Source organism: Methylobacterium sp. ap11 (assembly GCF_900110515.1).
In the GTDB taxonomy this organism is placed as follows: domain Bacteria; phylum Pseudomonadota; class Alphaproteobacteria; order Rhizobiales; family Beijerinckiaceae; genus Methylobacterium; species Methylobacterium ajmalii.
The window spans coordinates 19,517-39,625 of sequence record NZ_FOEB01000021.1 but is presented as its reverse complement, the minus strand read 5'-3'; the positions used below and the strand labels follow the sequence as shown (position 1 = coordinate 39,625).

The following is a 20,109-nucleotide window of genomic DNA, read 5'->3' as shown; positions in this document are numbered from 1 at the left end:
TCGTCTTCGTCGGATACTCCCCGGCGAGGGCGGCGTGGTGAAACTCGTGGTGCAATGATCGTGTCCCATCGATCGACCTGGATGCGCGGCCTCGCGGTCGCCCTGATCGGGGCGCAGGCCGCCGCCTGCGCCTCGCTGCCGCGCGCGCCCTACACGGCCGCGGAGGCCGCCGTCGCCACCGTGCCGGGCCAGGCCCCCGAGGTGCGGTTCTGGGCCGACGGCTCGGCCCGCAGCTTCGCCGCGGTCGCCGACCAGGTGAAGGGCTCGCGCGAGCCGTTCAGCTACCTCGCCCTCTCGGGCGGCGGCGGCGACGGGGCCTACGGCGCCGGCGTGCTCAACGGCTGGAGCCAGACCGGCCGGCGGCCGAATTTCACCATGGTCTCGGGCGTCTCGACCGGTGCGCTCATCGCGCCCTTCGCCTTCCTGGGCCCCGCCTATGACGGGTACCTGCGCGAGATCTACACCAGCGGCGAGGCCGCGACGCTCGTTCGCTCGCCCAACCCCCTCAACGTGCTGACCGGCGACGGCCTGTTCGGCGACGCGCGCCTGCGCGACCTCGTCGGGCGCTACGTCACCCCGGACCTGATCGCGGCGGTGGCCGAGGAGCACAACAAGGGACGGCGCCTCCTCGTCGTCACCACCAACCTCGATTCGCAGCGCGCCGTGATCTGGGACATGGGCGCCATCGCGGCGAGCGGCCAGCCCAACGCCCGCGACCTCTTCCGCGACGTGCTGACCGCCTCGGCCAGCGTGCCGGCGGTCTTCCCGCCGATGCTGATCGACGCCCAGGCCGGCAACCACGCATTCCAGGAGATGCATGTCGACGGCTCGGTCGTGACGCCGGTCTTCACCCTGCCGGAGGCGTTCCTGACCCAGGACGGGCGCATCGCCGAGAGCCGCGGCAAGCCCAACATCTACGTCGTCATCAACGGCCGCATCGAGCCGAGCTTCGACCTCGTCCAGAACGGCACCCTGCCGATCGCCGTGCGCTCGCTCTCGACCGTCGGGCGCTCCCGCGCACGAGCCACGCTCGCCAGCACCTACGCCTTCGCACGGCGCAACGGCATGGGCTTCAACCTGACCTACATCGACCGGCGCATCCCCGAGGTCCCGGCCTCGCAGGGCTTCGACACCGCCTACATGCGCAAGCTCTACGACGACGGCTACCAGAAGGGCAGCAGCGGCACGGTCTGGCAGACGAACCTGCCGCGCGACGGCGAGCCGGCGGTGCCCGCGGTGCCCGCGGTGCCCGCGCTGGCGCTGCGGTAACGCGAACGAAGGGGAGTTACCGTGGCGGGCGAACTGGACGGCAAGGTCGCGGCGGTCACCGGCGCGGGCTCTGGCATCGGGCTCGCCAGCGCCGAGGCGATGCTGGCGGCAGGGGCCCGCGTGGTCCTCGTCGACCGGGACGAGGCGGCGCTCGCCACCCTGTGCGCCCGGCACGGCGCGGCGGCGCTCCCGCTGCCCCTCGATCTCCTCGATCCCGCCGCCTGCGCCGGGCTGCTGCCACGGATCCTGGACGCCGCCGGCCGGCTCGACATCCTGCATGCCAATGCGGGCACTTACGTCGGCGGCGACCTCGTCGACAACGAGTCGGCGGCGATCGACCGGATGTTGAATCTCAACGTCAACGTCGTGATGAAGAACGTCCACGACGTGCTGCCGCACATGATCGCCCGCGGCTCGGGCGACATCATCGTGACGAGCTCGCTCGCCGCCCACTACCCGACGCCGTGGGAGCCGGTCTACGCCTCGTCGAAATGGGCGATCAACTGCTTCGTCCAGACGACCCGCCGGCAGGTGTTCAAGCACGGCATCCGCGTCGGCGCGATCTCGCCCGGCCCGGTGGTCACGGCGCTCCTCGCCGACTGGCCGCCCGAGAAGCTGGCGGAGGCCCGCGCCTCCGGCAGCCTGCTCGAGCCCGAGGAGGTGGCGAACGTGGTGATGTTCATGCTGACGCGCCCGCGCGGCATGACCATCCGCGACGTGGTGATGCTGCCGACGAACTTCGATCTGTGATGGCCTATTTGACCGAGAGATATATTTTCTCCCATCAGCAACCTCATCCTGAGGTGTTAGTCGATCTCTGATCGACTGACCTCGAAGGAGGTCTCCAGGGATCGCAGCGGCTTCTGGAGGCCTCCTTCGAGGTCAGTCCATCTACGATGGAATGACACCTCAGGATGAGGTGAGAGGGCAGGATAATATCAGTAACACCAATTGTTTTTTAAGCAGTCCCTGATAATTTTTATATCGTAGAAACATCCTGCCTGACCAACAGCCTTATCCGGAGACGCCGAACCGGATCGACCGTTTCCCTCTCGAAACGGTATCGCACCCGTCCGGCAACGACCATTCACTCCCCCGAGCCGTACCAGGTGAAGTGCTTCTTGATCGGCGCGATCACGTCCCAGGTCCCCGAAAAGCCCTTCGGCGTCACGAAGGCGTCGCCGGCCCGATAAGTGCGGGCGGTGCCCTCGGCATCGGTGACGATCACCTCGCCCTCCAGGATCTGGATGAATTCGGCCCGGCCGAAGTCGATACGGAATTTGCCGATCGCGCAGGTCCAGATGCCGGCAGCGAACAGGCCGTCGGGGCTGGTGTAGATGTAGGTCGCGGTCTGGACCGGATCGCCCGACAGGATATGCGATCGCGGCCAGGCATAGGGCGCGGTCGGCGGCTGCACCGCCGGGAAGTCGACGGTGCGCTGCACCGGGCCGTCGAGGAGCGGCGGGGCGGAGCGCGATCGGAACGGGATCATCCGCGCGAGCGGCATGGCGCCCAGATAGGCCAGGAGCGGCCCGGACGTGGTGATGAGCTGCTTGATGATCGCCATGGCCTCGCCACCGATTGTTTCCGCCTCGGCAACATTGGGCCGGGCGGCCTTAACGGCGAACTGCGCCGGTCGTGCGAATCCGCCCGAATGCCGCCGGGGCGGCATGGAGCGGTTAAGGAAGTCCTTTCGCGATTAGCGTGGCGTCGCGTGTCGTCTCCCGGCTCACATCGCGCCATCACGACCTTGCGAGGTGTGGGCATAACTCCGCGACATCGTCCGCCGGTCGCTGGCGCCGGCCCGCGGAGACGCTTTAAGTCGTGTCGGGGCGCAGGGTCGAAGCCATGTTTTCCGTCTCGGCAAGGGTGCGGCCGGTGGCCCGGGCGCTCGCGCTGGCGCTGCTCCTCGCGGGCGGGGCCGTCGGCGCGCCCTCGGCGCGTCCGGCCTCCGGCCCTCTGGCCTGGCCGGCCGGGCACGCTCTCGTCGACCAGACCGGCGCCGTGCTCGACGAGGCCCGCTTCGCCGGGCGCCTGCGCCTGGTCTATTTCGGCTACACGCGCTGCCCGGACCTGTGCCCGACCGCGCTGATGACCGTGACCCAGGCCCTCGACGAGTTGCCCCCCGCCCTGCTGGCCCGGCTGGTGCCGGTGCTGGTCGCGGCCGATCCCGAGCGCGACGGGCCCGCGGCACTCGCCCGCTACCTAGACACCTTCCATCCCGCCATCGTGGCGGTGACCGGCCCGGTCGCGGTGATCGACGCCCTCGCGGCCGCGGTCGCGGCCCCGATCCGGCGCCACGACGGGGTGGTGGACCATCCGGGCGACCTCTTCCTCGTCGGCCCGGCGGGCGAGGTGCTGGCGCGGCTGCCGAACGGGATCGACCCGGACGCCCTCGCCGCGACGCTCCGGGCGGCCCTGGCCCGCTGACGCGCTACTGCATTGCACAAGTCGCTCTCGCGTCGCACCAAGTAGAGCGTGCATCGCGCCACGTCGAAACGACGACATCCCGACACGAAGCGGGTTGACGCCCGCACCCTGTCGGCTACTCATAGGTGAAATCATAAGAACATAATAACAGGCAACGGGAGGAAAGATGGCTCGTGAGGGACAACGTGTGCCCGGTCTCGACCGGCGCAGCGTCGTGATGGGCGCCGTTGCCTGCTGCGCGACCGGGGGCGCCGCGTTCGCGGGGCCGGAGGACACGCTGCCGCAGAAGGGCGACCGGCTGGTGCTCGCCGACGGGGCGAAGGCGGGGCAGGCCGTGACGCTGGACGGCCTGCCGGTCGGCGGCGAGCTCGTCGAGGCGGTGGCGGTTGACCCGCAGGGCGGCCGGCGCGAGGGCTCGCGATTCTCCAAGATCATCCTGGTGCGGGTGGCCCCCGATCAGGTTGCCGAGGACCAGCGCGCCCACGCGGTCGAGGGCGTCGTGGCGCTCTCCGGCGTCTGCACGCACCAGGGCTGCACCATCTCGGGCTGGAACCACGAGACGAAGCGCCTGAGCTGCTTCTGCCACCATTCCGAGTTCCTGCCCGCCGAGGGCGGACGGGTCGCCAAGGGGCCGGCGCGCAAGCGCCTGCCGGTCCTGCCGCTGGCCAGGGGCGAGGGCGGCGCGCTGATTGTGGCCGGCGGCTTCACGGCCAAGCCCGGTCCGGGCTCCGCTTGAGGACGGGCGACGCCAGCGGGCGCCGCGCACCGAAAACGGCAGCCCTGCCGCGCCGATCGTCGAGACGAGGGACCGTCGGCGCACCGCGTGCCGAGGGTAAGAGACCCGCGCGCCAACGACGCGGGTCCGCAAAACCAATCGATAGGGTCTTGGGAAATGCCGGGCCGGCCGCCGCGCCGGGCCCCCGCCTTGAGGAGAGCAGCATGTCACGTCTCGTTCGGGCCAGGCACTGGCTCGCCGCGGTCGCGCCCTGTGCGGTAGCCCTCGCGCTCGCCGGTGCGCCGGCCGAGGCCGGCCCGGCCGACAAGGTCGACTACAAGCCGGTCACCGACCAGCGGCTGGCGAACCCCGAGCCGGAGAACTGGCTGCAATACCGGGGCAACTACCAGAGCTGGGGCTATTCCCCGCTCGACCAGATTACCGCCAAGAACGTCACCAAGCTCGTCCCGGCCTGGAGCCTGTCGACCGGCGTCAGCGAAGGCCACCAGGCCCCGCCGATCGTCAACAACGGGGTGATGTTCGTCACCACCCCGCAGGCCCAGGTGATGGCGATCAACGCCCGCACCGGCGAGATCCTGTGGCGCTACCAGAAGGAGCTGCCGCCGGAGTTGTCGCAGCTGCACCCGACCAACCGCGGCGTCGGGCTCTACGGCGACAGCGTCTACATGACCACCACCGATGCCTGCGTGGTCGCGCTCGGCGCCACCACCGGCAAGGTGAAGTGGGAGAAGTGCGTCGCCCCCTGGCAGGACGGCTACTACATGACGCTCTCGCCGCTGGTAGCAAAGGGCAAGGTCGTGGTCGGCGTCTCCGGCGGCGAGTACGGCGTGCGCGGCTTCATCACGGCGCTCGACGCCGAGACCGGCAACGAGGCCTGGAAGACCTACACGGTGGCCGGCCCCGGCGACCCGGCGGCCGACACCTGGAAGGGCGATTCCTGGAAGACCGGCGGCGGCTCGGTCTGGATCCAGGGCAGCTACGACCCGGCCGCCAACCTCGCCTATTTCGGCACCGGCAACGGTGGGCCCTGGACGCCGGACGCGCGGCCGGGCGACAACCTCTACACCTCGTCGGTCGTGGCGCTCGATCTCGATTCCGGCAAGATCAAGGGCCACCACCAGTATCACTGGAACGACGCCTGGGACTGGGACGAGGTCTCGGCGCCGGTGCTGATCGACATCGAGCGCGACGGCAGGAAGATCGCGGCCGCGATCCATGCCGGCCGCAACGGCTACCTCTGGACGCTCGAGCGCAGCAAGGACGGGCCCCTGAGCTTCGTCGACGGCAAGCCGTTCGTGCACCAGGACGTCTTCGCCTCGCTCGACCCCAAGACCGGCCGGCCGACCTACGACCAGTCCAAGATCCCGGGCATCAACCGGCGCGCCGCCTTCTGCCCCGGCCTGTGGGGCGGCAAGGACTGGCCGCCGGAAGCCTACAATCCGAAGACCGGGCTGTTCTACATCCCGTCCAACGACAACCTGTGCTCGGAACTGGCCGGCGCCCAGGCCGGCACGCGCAAGCCGGGCGAGCTCTATATCGGCATCCCGATCGACGAGGTGCTGAACTCGCTGCGCCTGCGCGACGGGGTCGACAAGTCGAAGCCCTTCGCCATCGGGGCGATCCAGGCCTGGGATCCGAAGACCGGCAAGAAGGCCTGGCAGCACGACTTCCAGGATTCGGCGAACTGGGGGCCGCTGCTCACCACCGGCAGCGGGCTGATCTTCGCCGGCGGCACCAGCGACCGGAAGTTCCGGGCACTCGACGGCACCACCGGCAAGGTGCTGTGGGAGACGCGGCTCAATTCCGGCGTCACCGGCGTGCCGTCGAGCTACATGGTCGACGGGATCCAGTACGTGGCGGTCCAGGCCGGCTGGGGCGTCGATGCCGAGCGGATGCTGACCGGCATCAACGCGCTCATCCCCGAGGAGCGCCGGGTCAGCGTCCTGCCGCAGGGCGGGGTGATCTGGGTCTTCCGGGTAATGGGCGAGGAGGCGGCGGCCAAGTGACCCGCCCCTCGACGAAGCCGGGGCTGCGTCTCGCCGCCCTGGCGCTCGTGGCCGGCCTCCTCGCGGGGCCGGCCGCGGCGCAGCCCGCACCGGAGGCGCCGGCCGGGAGCGGCGCTCCCCTCCCCGCGCAAGCGGACGCCCTCGTCGCCTACGTGACGAAGGCCATGACCGACCACGACGTCGCCGCCTTCGAGCGGCTGGTGAACTGGACCGGCACGAGGGCGCAGCGCAAGCGCCTGACGCTCTACCAGATCCGCTCCGGCTTCGGCCGGCCGATCAAGGCGGCGGCCCTGGAGCCGATGCCGGAGGACGGCCTCGCCGAGGCGACGGCGCGGGGCACGCTCAAGGCCAACATGCCGGTGACCGAGCGGCTGCGGGTGGTGTTCGACGAGCCGCCGGTCGAGGGCGACGCCGCCCCGACCAGCGTGTTCCTGGTCGGCCGCGAGGGCGGCACCTACCGCATCGCCCTCCTGGTCCCGACCGGGCCGCCGAGGGGTAAATGATGTCGCGGCAACTGATCTCGCAGCAAGTGATGTCGCAGGCCGGCGGACACGACAGGACGATTCGCGAGCGGCTCTCGCCCTTCCTACCCTCAACCTCATCCTGAGGTGCGAAGCGATCGAAGATCGCTGAGCCTCGAAGGAGGGCTCCAGATATCCCGGAGACTTCTGGAGCCCTCCTTCGAGGCTCCCGTTGGTCGCACCTCAGGATGAGGTGGCGGGTGAGATGCGCGATCACTGCAGCCGCCTCGCCCCTGTCGTGCGCCGTGCCCGCAGCCACATGCTCCGGGCTGCCCGGAAAGCTATCCACGCTTGACCCCAGCCCCCGGGTAGCGCAAGCGTTTGGAATTATAATTCCACCGCCCGAGGGATTCGGCCATGGACTTCACGCTCTCTCCCCGCATCGAGGAGTATCGCGCCCGCATCGCGGCCTTCGTCGAGAGCGAGATCCTGCCCGTCGAGGCCGACCGGAGCACCTGGGACGAGCACGAGAATATCGGACCCGAGGCCCTGGCGCGTTTGCGCGACAAGGCCAGGGCCGCCGGCCTGTGGTGCCTGCAGCTCAAGCCCGAGACCGGCGGCCAGGGGCTCGGCAAGGTCGGCATGGCGGCCTGCTACACCGAGATGAACCGCTCGATCTTCGGGCCCGTGGTGTTCAACTCCGCCGCCCCCGACGACGGCAACATGATGGTGCTGGAAGCGCTCGGCACCCCCGAGCAGAAGGCGCGCTGGCTGGAGCCGATCGTCTCCGGGGAGGTGCGCTCGGCCTTCGCGATGACCGAGCCGCATCCCGGCGGCGGCTCCGACCCGTCGATGATCAGGACCCGCGCCGAGCGCCAGCCGGACGGCTCGTGGCGGATCACCGGCCGCAAGTGGTACATCACCGGCGCCGAGGACGCGGCCCACTTCATCCTGATCGCGCGCACCTCGGACGATCCGCGCTACGGGCTCACCGCCTTCCTGTTCCACCGCGACCAGCCGGGCTGGGAGATCGTCCGCCGCATCCCGATCATGGGGCCGGAGGAGCATGGCGGCCATTGCGAGCTCGCCTTCGACGGCTTGACCATCAAGCCCGAGGACGTGCTCGGCGGCGAGGGCAAGGGCCTGAAGGTGACGCAGGTCCGCCTTGGCCCCGCCCGCCTCACCCACTGCATGCGCTGGCTCGGGCTCGCCGGCCGCTGCGTCGAGATCGCGCAAGAGTATGCCGCCACCCGCGAGGGCTTCGGCGTGCGCCTCGCCGAGCGCGAGAGCGTGCAGCTGATGCTCGGCGGCCTCGCCATGGACATCGAGATCGGTCGGCTCCTGGTGATGCGCGCCGCCTGGGAGCTCGACCAGGGGCGGTTCGCCCGCAAGGAGGTGTCGATGGCGAAGGTCCACGTCGCCAACACCCTGCACCGGGCGGCCGATATCGGCATCCAGATCAACGGCGCCCGCGGCTACTCCAAGGATACGGTGCTGGAGTGGATCTACCGCTACGCCCGCCAGGCGCGGCTGGTGGACGGGGCCGACGAGGTCCACCGCATGGTGCTGAACCGCCACCTCGAATCGGAAGGCCGCGGCTTCTTCGCCTGGCCCACTGGGGAGGCATGAGGTCCAAGATCTGAGCCCCCTCCGGGCGGAGGTCTGCTAAGGGTCTCCACCCCCGTTCCGTTCGAGCCGCCCGATGCCCGCCCTCCATCCCGACGTCCAGGCCCTGCTGGCGATGCTGCGCGCCGCCGACGCGCAGCCCCTCGAATCGCTGCCGCCCGAGGCGGCGCGGCGCAGCTACCTCGCCGGGCGCCGGGCGCTGCAGCCGCCGCCGGACGAGGTGGCGCAGATCCGCGACCTCGCCGCGCCCTCCCCGGCCGGCCCGGTGCCGCTGCGGCTCTACCGCGGCGAGGGCACGGCCCCGGAGGCGCGCCTGCCCTGCCTCGTCTACCTGCATGGCGGCGGCTGGGTGCTCGGCAACGTCGAGTCGCACGACTGGGTCTGCCGGCGGCTGGCCAACCTGACGCGTGCTTGCGTGATCTCGGTCGATTACCGGCTCGCCCCCGAGCATCCCTTCCCGGCGGCGGTCGAGGACGCGGCCGCGGCGCTCGCCTTCGTGGTCGAGCGGGCGGAGGGGCTCGGCGTGGATCCGGCCCGGCTGGCGGTGGGCGGCGACAGCGCGGGGGGCAACCTCGCGGCGGTGCTGGCCCTGATGGGCCGCGACGGCGCCCTGCCGCGCACCGCGATGCAGGTGCTGCTCTACCCCGCCGTCGATCTCGCGATGACCAGCGAGGGCTACGAGCGCATCGTCGCGGGCCAGCCCCTGACGGCCGGCACGATGCGCTACTTCGTCGACCATTACGTGCCGGAGACCCGCGACCGCACCGACTGGCGCGCCTCGCCGGCCCGCGCCGCCAGCCTCGCCGGGACGGCGCCGGCCCTGGTGCTGACCTGCGGCCACGACCCGCTCTGCGAGGAGGCGCGAGCCTACGCCCACCGCCTCGAGCGCGACGGCGTGCCGGTCACGGCGCTGCACCTCTCCGACCAGACCCACGGCATCCTGACCATGAGCCGGCTGGTGCGGACCTCGGCGACGATCCTGAGCTTCGTGGCCGAGGCCCTGCTGGAGCGCTGGAGCCTGGAGGGCGGACGCGGGGCACGCTGACGGGCACGCGCCCGCGGCCCGCACAGACAGGGCCCGCCCGCCCACGGCCGGATCACCGGCCGTGCGTCGGGGTGGTCACGGCGCGTCGTCGGAAGGCGTCTCGCCGACGCCGATCGCCTCGACCAGGCTGATGATGCGGCGGCGGACCTGGTTGTCGCCGATGCGCTGGAAGGCGCGCACGAGCTGCAGGTCCTGGCTGGTCCAGAGCACGTCGTGGGCGACGGGATCGGCCGCGGCCTCGGCCCCGCCCTCCTCGCTCCGCATGCCGTCCTGGCGCGGCGCGCCCTCGTAGAAGAAGCTCACCGGCACGCCCAGCATCTCGGAGATCTGGTTCAACCGGCTGGCGCTGATCCGGTTGGCGCCCTTCTCGTATTTCTGGATCTGCTGGAACGTCACCCCGAGGGCGTCGCCGAGCCGTTCCTGGCTCACGCCGATCAGGAGTCGTCGGACGCGTACGCGATGCCCGACATGACGATCGACCGGATCCGGTGCCTTCTTCACTATGACGCTCCGCGGGACTGGCCGGACGCGCGGCGGACGCGCGCCACGACGACCAGCGACAGGCACCCTAGGAGCATGACGCAGAAAAGAACATCACCGAATCGTCCGTAAGGCGGACTTTCCCTAAGGTTCCTGGGCAGCGGCCGGTCGAGCACGCCCTCGGCCCCGACCGACAACATTCCGGTCACCCGGCCATACGGGTCCACGACCGCGCTGATGCCGGTGTTCGCGGCCCGCACGAGAGGAATACCTTCCTCCACGGCGCGCAGCCGCGCCTGGGCGAAATGCTGGCGCGGGCCCGGCGTGTCGCCGAACCAGCCGTCGTTGGTGACGTTGAGCAGCAGCCCCGGACGCTCGCGATGCGCGGCGACGGCCCCGGGAAAAATCGCCTCGTAGCAGATCGAGGGCGCCACCGGAGGCAGGCCCGGCACGGAGAGGGGAATGCGCTCCTGCGCCTCGCCCGGGGTGAAGCCGCCCGGTACCGCGACGAACTGCTTCAGGCCGAGCGCCCGCAACAGGCCGTCGACCGGATCCGGCAGGTACTCGCCGAAGGGCACGAGGTGAAGCTTGTCGTAGCGTCCGCCGACGATCCCGTCCTGGCCGATCATCAGGATGGAGTTGTAGAAGCGCAGGCGTTCGCCCGGTAGCGGCTCGTCGGCCCGGGCCGCACCGGTGACGAGGAGCGTCCCGGGCGGCAGCGCGCTCCCGATCCGGCGCAGCGCCTGGGGATCGCGCTGGATCAGGAACGGAAACGAGGATTCAGGCCAGATCAGGTGGGTGACGTCGCGCAGGCCCTGGCGGTCCGGCGCGGTGGCGCTGTCGCTCAAGCCGAGATAGCGCTCGAGGATGCCCTCGCGGTTGCGCGGGTTGAAGCGGGCATCCTGCGGGATGGCGGCCTGGACGAGGCGCAGGCGCACGCCGGGCACCTCCGGCATCGGGCCGGCGGGCAGCCGCAGCGCCCCCCCGAGGGCGAGTCCGGCGAGCAGCAGGAGCGCGGCGCCGGGCGGCCCGAACCGCCGCAGCGCCGCGCGTCCCGGCCCGTCCGGATCGGAGAGCGTGGCGGGTGCCGCGCAGATCAGCACCGCCAGCACGGTGAGCCCGTAGAGGCCGACGACCGAGGCGGCCTGCATCAGCCAGAGGTTCTGGCCGAGCGCCATGCCGAGGGTGTTCCACGGAAACCCGGTGAACAGGTGCCCGCGCAGCCATTCGGCGCTTGCGATGCCGAAGGCGAGCGCGGCGATGCGGGCGGGCCCCGGCGACCAGAGCAGGCGCGCGACGGCAAAGCCCGCGCCGTAGAACAGTCCCAGCGCCGCCGGCAGGCCGAGCACGCCGAGCGGCATCAGGTAGGCGAACTGGTCGGCCTCGACCAGGAAGGCGGCGCCGAGCCACCACAGCCCGGCCGTGAGGTAGCCGAAGCCCCAGGCCCAGCCGATCACGCCGGCGGCGAGCGCCGTGCCGGCCCGCCTGCCGAGGCGCGAGGAGGCGGTGGCGGCTCCGTCGAGGAGCCAGACCGCCGGGACGAGCGCGAGGCAGAGGGCGGGCAGGAACCCGAAGGGCGGCATCGCCAGGGCGCCGCAGGCCCCCGCGAGCCAGGCGAGGCCGAGCCGCACCCAGCCGGAGGTCAGGGCGACGCGGTGGGCGAGCGGCGTGAGGCCGAAGGGCGTCGCCGGGACGGCGCGGGCCGCCCCGTTCGTGTCGGTGTGCTGCATCGGCGGGCTCGCGAGGGCGCGCGCGGCGCCGCACGGGCGCCGCGGGTGAGGGTCAGGCGGCGGAATCCGCCCGGAGGCCGGCCTCGGCGCCGGGGGGCGGCAGGGCGAGCGGCGCCTCCGGTCCCTCGAGCCGGGCGAGGCCGCGATGCATGCGCAGGCGCTTGATCCGCCGCGGGTCGGCGTCCAGCACCTCGACCTCGAAGTCGCCCGGCATGGCGATGACCTCGCCCCGGGCCGGGACCCGGCCGGCGAGCGTGACGATCAGGCCGCCCAGCGTGTCGACCTCCTCGGCCGCCTCGCCCACCGCCGCCGCGAGGTCGACGCCGGTTGCCTCGGCGACGTCGTCGAGGCTGGCGCGGGCGTCGGCGACGAAGATCTCGCTCTCGCCGTCGACCTTGAGGACGCGGTGGCCCTCGGCGACGTCGTGCTCATCCTCGATGTCGCCGACCACGACCTCGATCAGGTCCTCGATCGAGATCAGGCCGTCGGTGCCGCCGTACTCGTCGATGACGAGCGCCATGTGGGTGCGGCTCGCCTGCATCCGGGCGAGCAGGTCGATCGCCGGCATGGACGGCGGCACGAACAGCACCGGGCGCAGGATGCGGGTGGTGGCGAGCGTCGCCGCGAGGTCGACCCCGGCGAGGTCGGGCAGGCGGTCGCCCTCGGCTTCGGCCCGGCTCGCCATGTAGTCGACGAAGTCGCGGATGTGGACCATGCCGCGGGGGTCGTCCATGCTCTCGCCATAGACCGGCAGGCGGGAATGGCCGGCCGAGCGGAACACCTTGAGCAGGGTGCCGAGCGCGGTGTCGATCGACACCGCCACCACCTCGGACCGGGGGATCATCACGTCGTCGACCCGCACCCGGTGGAGGCTCAACACGTTCTTGAGCATCGCCTGCTCGACCGCCGAGACGGCGTGGTCGCCGTTCCGCACCTCGTCGAGGGCGTCCGAGAGGCCGTCGCGCTGGGCGTCGCGGGCCTTCAGGTGGAAGATGTTGAGGAGGCGATCATACCAGGGTTCGCGCCCCGGACTGTCATCCTCCGGGATCGCCTGCGCGGTCGCGGCGGCGCTGCGACTTCGATCGTTGCTCATGTCTCTCGCGTCTGGGATGGGAGCGGCGGCTCACTCGGCCGCATCGCCGTACGGGTCCGGCACGCCGAGGCGCCGCAGGGCCTTGACCTCCAACGCCTCCATGGCGTCGGCCTCGGCATCGCCGAGCTCGTGGTCGTGACCGAGGAGGTGCAGCGTGCCATGAACCACGAGGTGGGCGAGGTGGTGGCCGAGGGGCTTCGACTGCTCCCCACTCTCGCGCAGCATTGTGTCATACGCAAGAACCACGTCGCCGAGGAGGCGTGGGCCGCCGCCATGCGGCTGCTCGTTGGGGAAGGACAGCACGTTGGTCGGCTTGTCCTTGCCCCGCCAGGCGCGGTTCAGCTCCTGCACCGAGGGGTCGTCGGTGAGCACCAGGCTGATCTCGATCGGGCCGCCGGGCGGCACGACGGCGAGCGCCGCTTCCACTGCACGGGCGATGAAGGCCTCGAGATCGGGCGCGACGGACTCCCAGCGCTCGTCCTCGACCGAGACGTCGATCTCGTTGTCGCTCACGGCAGCGGCCCTCGGCGCGAGGGGGTCGGCCGCTGGGGTGCGAGTTCCGGGTTCTCCCGGGCATCGGTCTCGTAGGCCGTGACGATCCGGCGCACGAGGTCGTGGCGGACCACGTCGACGTTGCGGAAGGTGACCCGGCCGACGCCCTCGACGCCGTCGAGGATCCGCACCGCCTCGACGAGGCCGGATTTCTGGCCCGGCGGCAGGTCGATCTGGCTCGGATCGCCGGTGACGATCATCCGGGAATTCTCGCCGAGCCGGGTCAGGAACATCTTCATCTGCATCGAGGTGGTGTTCTGCGCCTCGTCGAGGAGCACCACCGCGTTGGTCAGCGTCCGCCCGCGCATGAACGCGAGCGGGGCGATCTCGATCATGCCGGTCTGCAGGCCGCGATCGACGTGGCGCGCCTCCATGAAGTCGTAGAGGGCGTCGTAGATCGGGCGGAGATAGGGATCGACCTTCTCGCGCATGTCGCCGGGCAAGAAGCCCAGCCGCTCGCCGGCCTCGACCGCAGGGCGCGACAGGATCAGCCGCTCGGCATGGCCCTGCTCGAGGAGCGAGACCGCGTAGCCGACGGCCAGCCAAGTCTTGCCGGTGCCGGCAGGCCCTTCCGCGAAGACCAGCTCGTGGGCGCGCAACGCCTTTATGTAGGCGTCCTGAGCGGCGTTGCGGGCCCGTACGCCGCCGCGGCGGCGTGTGGCGATCTGGTCGAAGGACGGGCGCTCGCCGTTCGCCGGCGCCTCGGCGGGCGAGAACAGGTTGCCCTGGAGCGAGGATTCCTGGATCACCCCGTCGACGTCGCCGAGGCTGAGCGGCGCCCCGCCGCCGTCTCGGACGCGGGCGTAGAGCAGTTCCAGCACCCGGCGCGCCCGCTCGGCCGAATCCGGCGGGCCCTTGACCACGACGTGGTTGCCGAGCGCGGTCGCCACCACGCCGAGGCGCCGCTCCAGATGGGCGACGTTCTGGTCGAACTGGCCGAAGACCAGGCTCGCCAGGCGGTTGTCGTCGAAGGTCAGGGCGATCTCGGCCGCCTCGCTCAGGCCCGCCACCGCCCGCGGGGGGATCTCGCGCTCGCGCGCGGGATCGCGCCCCTTCGGGCCGCGCCCGCCCGCCTCTCCGGTCGCCATTCTGTCGTTCCTCACGCGGCGGCCGTCGCGGCCGCGGCAGCTTCGCCGATCGCCTCGCCGAACAGGCTGTTCGAGCCGGCCCGGGTGATCCGCACCGGGACCACCGTGCCGATCGCCGCGACGTCGCCGTCGATCTGCACCGCCTGGAGGTAGGGCGACTTGCCGGCGACCTGGCCCGGATGGCGCCCGGGCTTCTCGAGCAGCACCGGCACGGTCCGGCCCACCGTGGCGTGGTTGAAGTCCTGGCGCTGGCGCTCGAGCAGGGCCTGCAGCTCGGCCAGGCGCTCGCTCTTCACCGCCTCCGGCACCGCGTCCTCGCTCTCGGCCGCCGGCGTGCCGGGGCGCGGGCTGTACTTGAACGAGAAGGCGCTGGCGAAACCGATATCGGCGATGAGCCGCATCGTCTCGGCGTGGTCGGCATCGGTCTCGCCCGGGAAGCCGACGATGAAGTCGGAGGAGAGCGCGATGTCGGGCCGCGCCGTCCGCACCCGGTCGATCAGGCGGCGGTAGGTGTCGGCGTCGTGCTTGCGGTTCATCGCCGCCAGGATCCGGTCGGAGCCCGACTGCACCGGCAGGTGCAGATAGGGCATCAGGGCCGGCAGGTCGCGATGGGCCGCGATCAGGGCCTCGTCCATGTCGCGCGGATGGCTGGTGGTGTAGCGCAGGCGCAGGATGCCGGGAATCGCGGCGACGCGGCGGAGCAATTCGCCGAGCGTCCAGTCGCGCCCGTCGGGCCCCGGCCCGTGGAAGGCGTTGACGTTCTGGCCGATCAGGGTCAGCTCGCGGGCGCCCGCCGCCGCCAGCCGCTCGGCCTCGGCCACGATCTTGTCGACCGCGCGCGAGACCTCGGCCCCGCGGGTATAGGGCACGACGCAGAAGGCGCAGAACTTGTCGCAGCCCTCCTGCACCGTGAGGAAGGCCGAGACGCCGGGGGTGCGGCGCGCCGGCAGATGGTCGAACTTGTCCTCGACCGGGAATTCGGTGTCGACGACGCGGCCGGCCTTGGAGGCGGCGAGCAGCTGCGGCAGGCGGTGGTAGCTCTGGGGGCCCACCACCACGTCGACGCCGGGCGCGCGGTTCAGGATCTCGCGCCCCTCGGCCTGCGCGACGCAGCCCGCCACGACGACGGTCGTGTCGTGGCCGGCCTCCGCCCGCTCGCCCTTCAGCACCCGCAGGCGGCCGAGCTCGGAATAGACCTTCTCCGCCGCCTTTTCGCGGATGTGGCAGGTGTTGAGGACGACGACGTCGGCCTCCTCGACGGTGCCGGTCTCGACGAAGCCCTCGCGGCCGAGCAGGTCGACCATCCGCGAGGCGTCGTAGACGTTCATCTGGCAGCCGTAGGATTTGACGAACGCTTTCTTCAACGAACCGGCCCTGCCAGGAAAAGATCGGGTGGATGATCGGACGCGGCGGCCGCCCGCCGCGGGCCGTCTTCCGTCATTTAAGCCGTCGCGGCCGGAATGAGAATAGGCGGCGCGGCCGCGACGGGCGGGGCATCGGCGCGCGGAGTCTCGGGAAGAACCGGGCGGCCGGTCACCGCCTCCTGGAGGGCGCGGCGCACCGAGGCCTCGGCAAGCGCCGTCGCGGCCTTGCGGTCGGTGCCGGCCGCGAACGCGACCGGCTCGCCCCAGGTGACCGAGACGTCGATCGGGCCGCGTTCGAAGAACAGCTTGACGCTGGGGCCGAGCTCCATGTCGCCGTACCAGGCGATGTCCGGCCGCTCGGCCCGGGTCAGCGGCAGGCCGTGGCGGCGCGTATAGGCGATGCAGAGCGGCTGGAGCCGCACCCGGTCGAGCCCGCCCTCGGTGATCGCCGCCCGCGCCGCGCCGACGAGCGAGGTGCGGAACGGCAGGAGCCGGGTGCCGTCGCCGGTGGTGCCCTCGGCAAACAGCACGATCAGGTCGCCGGCGCGCAGGCGCCGGCTCATCTCGGTGTTGACCACCGCGGTGTGGCGCTTGCGCGCGCGATCGATGAATACCGTGCGCTGCAGCCGGGCGAGCGTGCCGATCACCGGCCAGCCGGCGATCTCGGACTTCGCCACGAAGGAGAGCGGCCGCACCGCCCCGAGCACCGGGATGTCGAGCCAGGAGATGTGGTTGGCGATGACGAGCGCCGCCTCGCCCGGAGCCGGCGGGGTGCCGGTCACGGTCAGGCGTACCTTGAACAGGCGCAGGAAGGCCCGGTGCAGCCAGACCGGCGCGTGGCCGGCGAACCGCCCCCGCCCGAGCTTCAGGGCCAGCCAGTGCGGCCCGGCGAGGAGCGCGAAGACGAGGGCGTAGGCGAGGAGCCGCAGGCCGGCGACGAGGTACGTCATGGGTTCGACGGCGGGGCGCTCGGCTCTGGGCAGGTTTCTTCGCGGGCCACGCGGTCCGGGCCGCGCGTCGTCTGCCGCATATCAAGTCCGGCTTGGGGCGTCCACCGCCCGGACTGCTCGGCTGCCCGCAGGGCTGTCCAGGTCAAGAAATGGCGCGGGTATCCCCTCTCCCCGCGGGCGGGGAGAGGCTTGAGCCCCCCTTGCCGGGGGCGAAGGGAGCAGCGAACCGCAGGTTCGCCGCGAGGGTGAGGGGGTGGTGCCGGAGGAGCCTCATCAGGAGACACCCCCTCACCCTCGCTCCGGCTTTCGCCTCAGCTTGCCGCGTCGCCTGAACGGCGACACGGCCCTCTCCCCGCCCGCGGGGAGAGGGGAAACCCGCGCCATGATTTACTCTCCTGGGGGGGCCGTTCACCCGCGACCCCTACCCCAGGGCCGCCTGCATCATGATCGCGTTGGCGCGCCCGCCGTCGGGCCGGGCGTAGTAGCTCGCCCGGCGGCCGGTCTCGGCGAAGCCGTGGCGGCGGTAGAGGGCCAGCGCCGGGGCGTTACCGTCGTCGACCTCGAGGTGGACCCGGCGCACGCCCAGGTCTTCCAGGGCGACGAGGTGGGCGCGCAGGAGCTGGCGGCTCAGGCCGGCGCCGCGGGAGGCCGGCCCGAGGACGACGGTGAGGATCTCGGCCTCGTCGAGCACCTGTCGCGAGAGGACGAAGCCGCCGAGCACCGTGCCGAGCATCAGGGCGTGGGCGACGTGGCCGCGCTCGCACAGCATGCGCTCGAACTCGTCCGCCTCCCAGGGCCGCGCGAAGGCGGTGGCGTGGAGCGCCGCCAGCTCCCCGGCCCGGTCGGCCGAGGTCAGGGGCGCGACATGGGCGGTCGGGGGGGAGCGGAACGGCATCCACTTCATCGGAACAACTCCGTCAGCGGCGGGGAAGCCGCATATGGTCCTGGGGCTGGGCGTCCGGCCCCCGCAGGTAGAGGGGGCGGGCGAGGGCGTGGGCGGGGTCGGCGACGAGGCCGAGCGACGCCACCCAGGCGATCTGCGGGGCGGTGTGGCCCTCGGGCACGACGGCGCGCTGCCCCTGCCCGGCGGCCGCCGCGGCGAGCGCCGGCCCGGCCGAGCCGGCGAGCGCCGCGGGGCCGGATCCGAGGAGGCGCAGGGCCTCCGGCAGCGGCAGCAGGCTCGGCGGCACCGCGATGCCGCCGTCCTGGCTCAGCGCCTGGAAATAGACCTGGCCGTGCCGCGCATCGATGGCGGCAGCGAGCAGGTAGCCCCGGCCGAGGTAATCCTCGTCCGCGGCGAGCAGCGGCGCCAGCAGGGCCGACAGGGTGGTGACGCCGACGACCGGGATGCCGCAGGCGAGCCCCACGGCGCGCGCCGCCGACAGGCCGACGCGCAGGCCGGTATAGGAGCCCGGGCCCACCGTGACGGCGACCCGGTCCAGGCTCTCGAACCCGCCCTCGACCCGGGCCGTCACCCGCTCGACCAGGGGCAGGAGCGCCTCGGCATGGCCGCGCGCGAGGTCCATGCTCTCCTGGGCCAGGGGCTCGGGAGCGTCGTCCGCCATGATGCAGGCGGCGCAGCGCTCGAGCGCCGTATCGATCGCCAGGATCCGCACGTCTCTTCGGCTCCGCCCTCGTTCGCGCCCGCGGGTCCGTCGTCGCGGCCGGGCCGGTCGTCGGCCCGCCGCTTCAGTCCCAGCCTGGCACGGACAGGTTAACACAAGAAGGACCGCCCCGCGTCAGGCGGGGCGGCCCGGTCCGGTTCAGCCTTTAGATCATCCGGGGGGCCCGAGGAACCGTCCCGGCGGCGCAAAAGCGCCGCCCGGAGATGCCCTCGCCTCCCCCGGAGGGCCGCGCCCGTCTTAGGAGACGGCCTGGACCTCGCGCACGTCGGGCAGGAAGTGGCGGAAGAGGTTCTGCACGCCCTGGCGCAGGGTGGCGGTGGAGGACGGGCAGCCCGAGCAGGCGCCCTTCATCTCCAGGTAGACCACGCCGTCGCGAAAGCCCCGGAAGGTGATGTCGCCGCCGTCGCCCGCCACCGCCGGGCGGACCCGGGTCTCGAGCAGGTCCTTGATGGTGACGACCGTGTCGGCGTCGGCCTCGTCGTAGAACTCCTCCGCCGCCTCCTCGGGGGCGTGGCCGGCCTCCATGACCGGAGCGCCCGACATGAAGTGCTCCATGATGGCGCCGAGCACCGCGGGCTTGACCTGCGGCCAGCCGGGCTCGCCCTCGGCCTTCGTCACCGAGATGAAGTCGTGGCCGAGATAGACGCCGGACACGCCCTCGACGGCGAACAGCGCGCGGGCGAGGGGCGAGCGGGCCGCGGCGCCCTCGTCCCGGGCCTCGAAGGTGCCCTCTTGCAGCACGACCTTGCCGGGGAGGAACTTCAGGGTGGCGGGGTTGGGGGTGGCTTCGGTCTGTATGAACATCGGTGATCCTCGAAAAGTTCTCTGCGCCGGTTCAAGGCCGGCCGGGAACGGCGCGGGGCGGTCGGGCGCCCCCTCGCCTGCCGGGAGATGTGGACCCGAACGGGCCAAAGCTCAATGGAGAGGCGTCATCCGGCGAGCGCCGTGATCTCCGCCTCGCTGAGCGCCCCCGGCACGATCACCACCGGCACCGGGAAGCTGCCGGCGCTGCGCCCGGCGATCGAGGTGACCAGCGGGCCCGGCCCGTCGGTGCCGGCGGCGGCACCGAGGACCAGGAAGGCGATGTCCTCGTCGGCCTCGATCTGGCGCAGGATCGCGTCGGCGCGCTCGCCGGTGCGCACCACGAGTTCGGGATCGACGCCCGCGGCCCGGCGCGCCGAGGCCGCCAGGACCTCCAGGCGGGCCCGGGTCTCGGCCTCGGCCTCGGCCCGCATCGCGTCGCCGACCCCGAGCCATTCCATCGTCTCGGGCGGCTCGGCCACCGCCAGCATCACCACCCGGGCGCCGAGCCGCGCCGCGCGTCGCACCGCGAAATGCACCGCGCGGTCGCATTCCGGCGTCTCGTCGACCAGCACCATGAACTTGAGCCGATGCCCGGCCTCGAAGGATTGCCGCCGCTTGATCTCGACCATGCCCGGACGCGCTCCCACCGGCCGATGCTGCCCGCGCCGTGCGCCGGCCGCAAGCCGTCCCGCGCGGACGCCCGGCGGACCGGGGCCTGATGCGCCCACCCGACCGAATCATCCGAATGCGACGCAATACCGCATTCGATCCGCGGAACCATTTCGGACGTGATGCCGACGCGATTGAATTGCCCGAGAGACAGATCGCACCCGTTCGAGTGATCGATTGC

20 protein-coding genes are annotated in these 20,109 nt (G+C 71.9%); 8 read left to right on the top strand and 12 right to left on the bottom strand.

What is annotated here, in order from left to right:
* Positions 1-81 precede the first annotated feature (81 nt).
* Both BMX97_RS24080 and BMX97_RS24075 read left to right on the top strand, forming a co-directional pair.
* On the top strand, positions 82-1,269 hold the full coding sequence (locus BMX97_RS24080) for a patatin-like phospholipase family protein (RefSeq protein WP_244538616.1): 1,188 nt from the start codon (positions 82-84) through the stop codon (positions 1,267-1,269).
* Between the two features lie 21 nt (positions 1,270-1,290).
* The gene (locus tag BMX97_RS24075) at positions 1,291-2,019 is read left to right on the top strand and encodes an SDR family oxidoreductase (protein WP_091753750.1); all 729 of its coding nucleotides are present in this window, start codon (positions 1,291-1,293) and stop codon (positions 2,017-2,019) included.
* A 337-nt stretch (positions 2,020-2,356) separates the two neighbouring features.
* On the opposite strand, the gene BMX97_RS24070 is transcribed toward BMX97_RS24075, so the two are convergent.
* Positions 2,357-2,836, bottom strand: coding sequence for a cupin domain-containing protein (locus tag BMX97_RS24070; protein WP_091753749.1), 480 nt, complete (start codon positions 2,834-2,836; stop codon positions 2,357-2,359).
* Positions 2,837-3,147: 311 nt separating this feature from the next.
* Between BMX97_RS24070 and BMX97_RS24065 the strand changes: the two genes are divergently transcribed.
* From BMX97_RS24065 to BMX97_RS24040, 6 genes are all read left to right on the top strand, one after another.
* Positions 3,148-3,699 carry an SCO family protein gene (locus tag BMX97_RS24065; RefSeq protein WP_177202337.1) on the top strand — a complete coding sequence of 184 codons (552 nt, stop codon included), beginning with the start codon at positions 3,148-3,150 and terminating at the stop codon, positions 3,697-3,699.
* A 166-nt stretch (positions 3,700-3,865) separates the two neighbouring features.
* A complete protein-coding gene (locus BMX97_RS24060) occupies positions 3,866-4,435 on the top strand; it encodes a QcrA and Rieske domain-containing protein (protein ID WP_091753747.1) in 570 nt (189 codons plus the stop codon).
* Between the two features lie 203 nt (positions 4,436-4,638).
* Complete coding sequence (locus BMX97_RS24055; protein ID WP_091753746.1) at positions 4,639-6,441, top strand: PQQ-dependent dehydrogenase, methanol/ethanol family; 1,803 nt, start codon at positions 4,639-4,641, stop codon at positions 6,439-6,441.
* The gene (locus BMX97_RS24050; RefSeq protein ID WP_091753745.1) at positions 6,438-6,944 is read left to right on the top strand and encodes a hypothetical protein; all 507 of its coding nucleotides are present in this window, start codon (positions 6,438-6,440) and stop codon (positions 6,942-6,944) included. The genes BMX97_RS24055 and BMX97_RS24050 overlap by 4 nt, the downstream gene beginning before the upstream one ends.
* A 375-nt stretch (positions 6,945-7,319) precedes the next feature.
* Positions 7,320-8,531 carry an acyl-CoA dehydrogenase family protein gene (locus tag BMX97_RS24045; RefSeq protein ID WP_091753744.1) on the top strand — a complete coding sequence of 404 codons (1,212 nt, stop codon included), beginning with the start codon at positions 7,320-7,322 and terminating at the stop codon, positions 8,529-8,531.
* Between the two features lie 73 nt (positions 8,532-8,604).
* Positions 8,605-9,573 (top strand): alpha/beta hydrolase, encoded by a 969-nt coding sequence (locus tag BMX97_RS24040; RefSeq protein WP_091753743.1) that lies wholly within the window; start codon positions 8,605-8,607, stop codon positions 9,571-9,573.
* 75 nt (positions 9,574-9,648) lie between these two features.
* Here BMX97_RS24040 and BMX97_RS24035 read toward each other — a convergent pair whose 3' ends face one another.
* From BMX97_RS24035 to BMX97_RS23985, 11 genes are all read right to left on the bottom strand, one after another.
* Positions 9,649-10,077 carry a helix-turn-helix domain-containing protein gene (locus BMX97_RS24035; RefSeq protein WP_091753811.1) on the bottom strand — a complete coding sequence of 143 codons (429 nt, stop codon included), beginning with the start codon at positions 10,075-10,077 and terminating at the stop codon, positions 9,649-9,651.
* Positions 10,074-11,783, bottom strand: a complete 1,710-nt coding sequence (lnt, locus tag BMX97_RS24030) for an apolipoprotein N-acyltransferase (RefSeq protein WP_091753742.1) — start codon at positions 11,781-11,783, stop codon at positions 10,074-10,076. Before lnt ends, BMX97_RS24035 begins: the two co-directional genes overlap by 4 nt.
* A 52-nt stretch (positions 11,784-11,835) precedes the next feature.
* The gene (locus BMX97_RS24025) at positions 11,836-12,876 is read right to left on the bottom strand and encodes a hemolysin family protein (RefSeq protein WP_091753741.1); all 1,041 of its coding nucleotides are present in this window, start codon (positions 12,874-12,876) and stop codon (positions 11,836-11,838) included.
* Positions 12,877-12,906: 30 nt separating this feature from the next.
* A complete protein-coding gene (ybeY, locus tag BMX97_RS24020) occupies positions 12,907-13,389 on the bottom strand; it encodes an rRNA maturation RNase YbeY (protein ID WP_091753740.1) in 483 nt (160 codons plus the stop codon).
* A complete protein-coding gene (locus BMX97_RS24015) occupies positions 13,386-14,516 on the bottom strand; it encodes a PhoH family protein (protein ID WP_091753739.1) in 1,131 nt (376 codons plus the stop codon). The genes ybeY and BMX97_RS24015 overlap by 4 nt, the downstream gene beginning before the upstream one ends.
* 11 nt (positions 14,517-14,527) lie before the next feature.
* Positions 14,528-15,880 (bottom strand): tRNA (N6-isopentenyl adenosine(37)-C2)-methylthiotransferase MiaB, encoded by a 1,353-nt coding sequence (gene miaB, locus BMX97_RS24010; RefSeq protein WP_091753738.1) that lies wholly within the window; start codon positions 15,878-15,880, stop codon positions 14,528-14,530.
* A gap of 77 nt (positions 15,881-15,957) precedes the next feature.
* A complete protein-coding gene (locus BMX97_RS24005) occupies positions 15,958-16,830 on the bottom strand; it encodes a lysophospholipid acyltransferase family protein (RefSeq protein WP_091753737.1) in 873 nt (290 codons plus the stop codon).
* A 421-nt stretch (positions 16,831-17,251) separates the two neighbouring features.
* On the bottom strand, positions 17,252-17,734 hold the full coding sequence (locus BMX97_RS24000; protein ID WP_060849941.1) for a GNAT family N-acetyltransferase: 483 nt from the start codon (positions 17,732-17,734) through the stop codon (positions 17,252-17,254).
* A 13-nt stretch (positions 17,735-17,747) separates the two neighbouring features.
* Positions 17,748-18,446 (bottom strand): tRNA (adenosine(37)-N6)-threonylcarbamoyltransferase complex dimerization subunit type 1 TsaB, encoded by a 699-nt coding sequence (gene tsaB / locus BMX97_RS23995; protein ID WP_091753736.1) that lies wholly within the window; start codon positions 18,444-18,446, stop codon positions 17,748-17,750.
* Positions 18,447-18,692: 246 nt separating this feature from the next.
* Positions 18,693-19,259, bottom strand: a complete 567-nt coding sequence (locus BMX97_RS23990) for a NifU family protein (RefSeq protein WP_091753735.1) — start codon at positions 19,257-19,259, stop codon at positions 18,693-18,695.
* A gap of 125 nt (positions 19,260-19,384) precedes the next feature.
* Positions 19,385-19,888 (bottom strand): universal stress protein, encoded by a 504-nt coding sequence (locus BMX97_RS23985; RefSeq protein ID WP_091753734.1) that lies wholly within the window; start codon positions 19,886-19,888, stop codon positions 19,385-19,387.
* Positions 19,889-20,109 lie beyond the last annotated feature (221 nt).

What these genes read in the sequence shown, in the direction of transcription:
- BMX97_RS24080 (WP_244538616.1), top strand. Translation starts at nt 82, where the DNA reads ATGCGCGGCCTCGCGGTCGCCCTGATCGGGGCGCAGGCCGCCGCCTGC.
- BMX97_RS24070 (WP_091753749.1), bottom strand. Translation starts at nt 2,836, where the DNA reads ATGGCGATCATCAAGCAGCTCATCACCACGTCCGGGCCGCTCCTGGCC.
- BMX97_RS24060 (WP_091753747.1), top strand. Translation starts at nt 3,866, where the DNA reads ATGGCTCGTGAGGGACAACGTGTGCCCGGTCTCGACCGGCGCAGCGTC.
- BMX97_RS24055 (WP_091753746.1), top strand. Translation starts at nt 4,639, where the DNA reads ATGTCACGTCTCGTTCGGGCCAGGCACTGGCTCGCCGCGGTCGCGCCC.
- BMX97_RS24045 (WP_091753744.1), top strand. Translation starts at nt 7,320, where the DNA reads ATGGACTTCACGCTCTCTCCCCGCATCGAGGAGTATCGCGCCCGCATC.
- BMX97_RS24040 (WP_091753743.1), top strand. Translation starts at nt 8,605, where the DNA reads ATGCCCGCCCTCCATCCCGACGTCCAGGCCCTGCTGGCGATGCTGCGC.
- lnt (WP_091753742.1), bottom strand. Translation starts at nt 11,783, where the DNA reads ATGCAGCACACCGACACGAACGGGGCGGCCCGCGCCGTCCCGGCGACG.
- BMX97_RS24025 (WP_091753741.1), bottom strand. Translation starts at nt 12,876, where the DNA reads ATGAGCAACGATCGAAGTCGCAGCGCCGCCGCGACCGCGCAGGCGATC.
- BMX97_RS24015 (WP_091753739.1), bottom strand. Translation starts at nt 14,516, where the DNA reads ATGGCGACCGGAGAGGCGGGCGGGCGCGGCCCGAAGGGGCGCGATCCC.
- BMX97_RS24005 (WP_091753737.1), bottom strand. Translation starts at nt 16,830, where the DNA reads ATGACGTACCTCGTCGCCGGCCTGCGGCTCCTCGCCTACGCCCTCGTC.
- BMX97_RS24000 (WP_060849941.1), bottom strand. Translation starts at nt 17,734, where the DNA reads ATGAAGTGGATGCCGTTCCGCTCCCCCCCGACCGCCCATGTCGCGCCC.
- BMX97_RS23990 (WP_091753735.1), bottom strand. Translation starts at nt 19,259, where the DNA reads ATGTTCATACAGACCGAAGCCACCCCCAACCCCGCCACCCTGAAGTTC.
- BMX97_RS23985 (WP_091753734.1), bottom strand. Translation starts at nt 19,888, where the DNA reads ATGGTCGAGATCAAGCGGCGGCAATCCTTCGAGGCCGGGCATCGGCTC.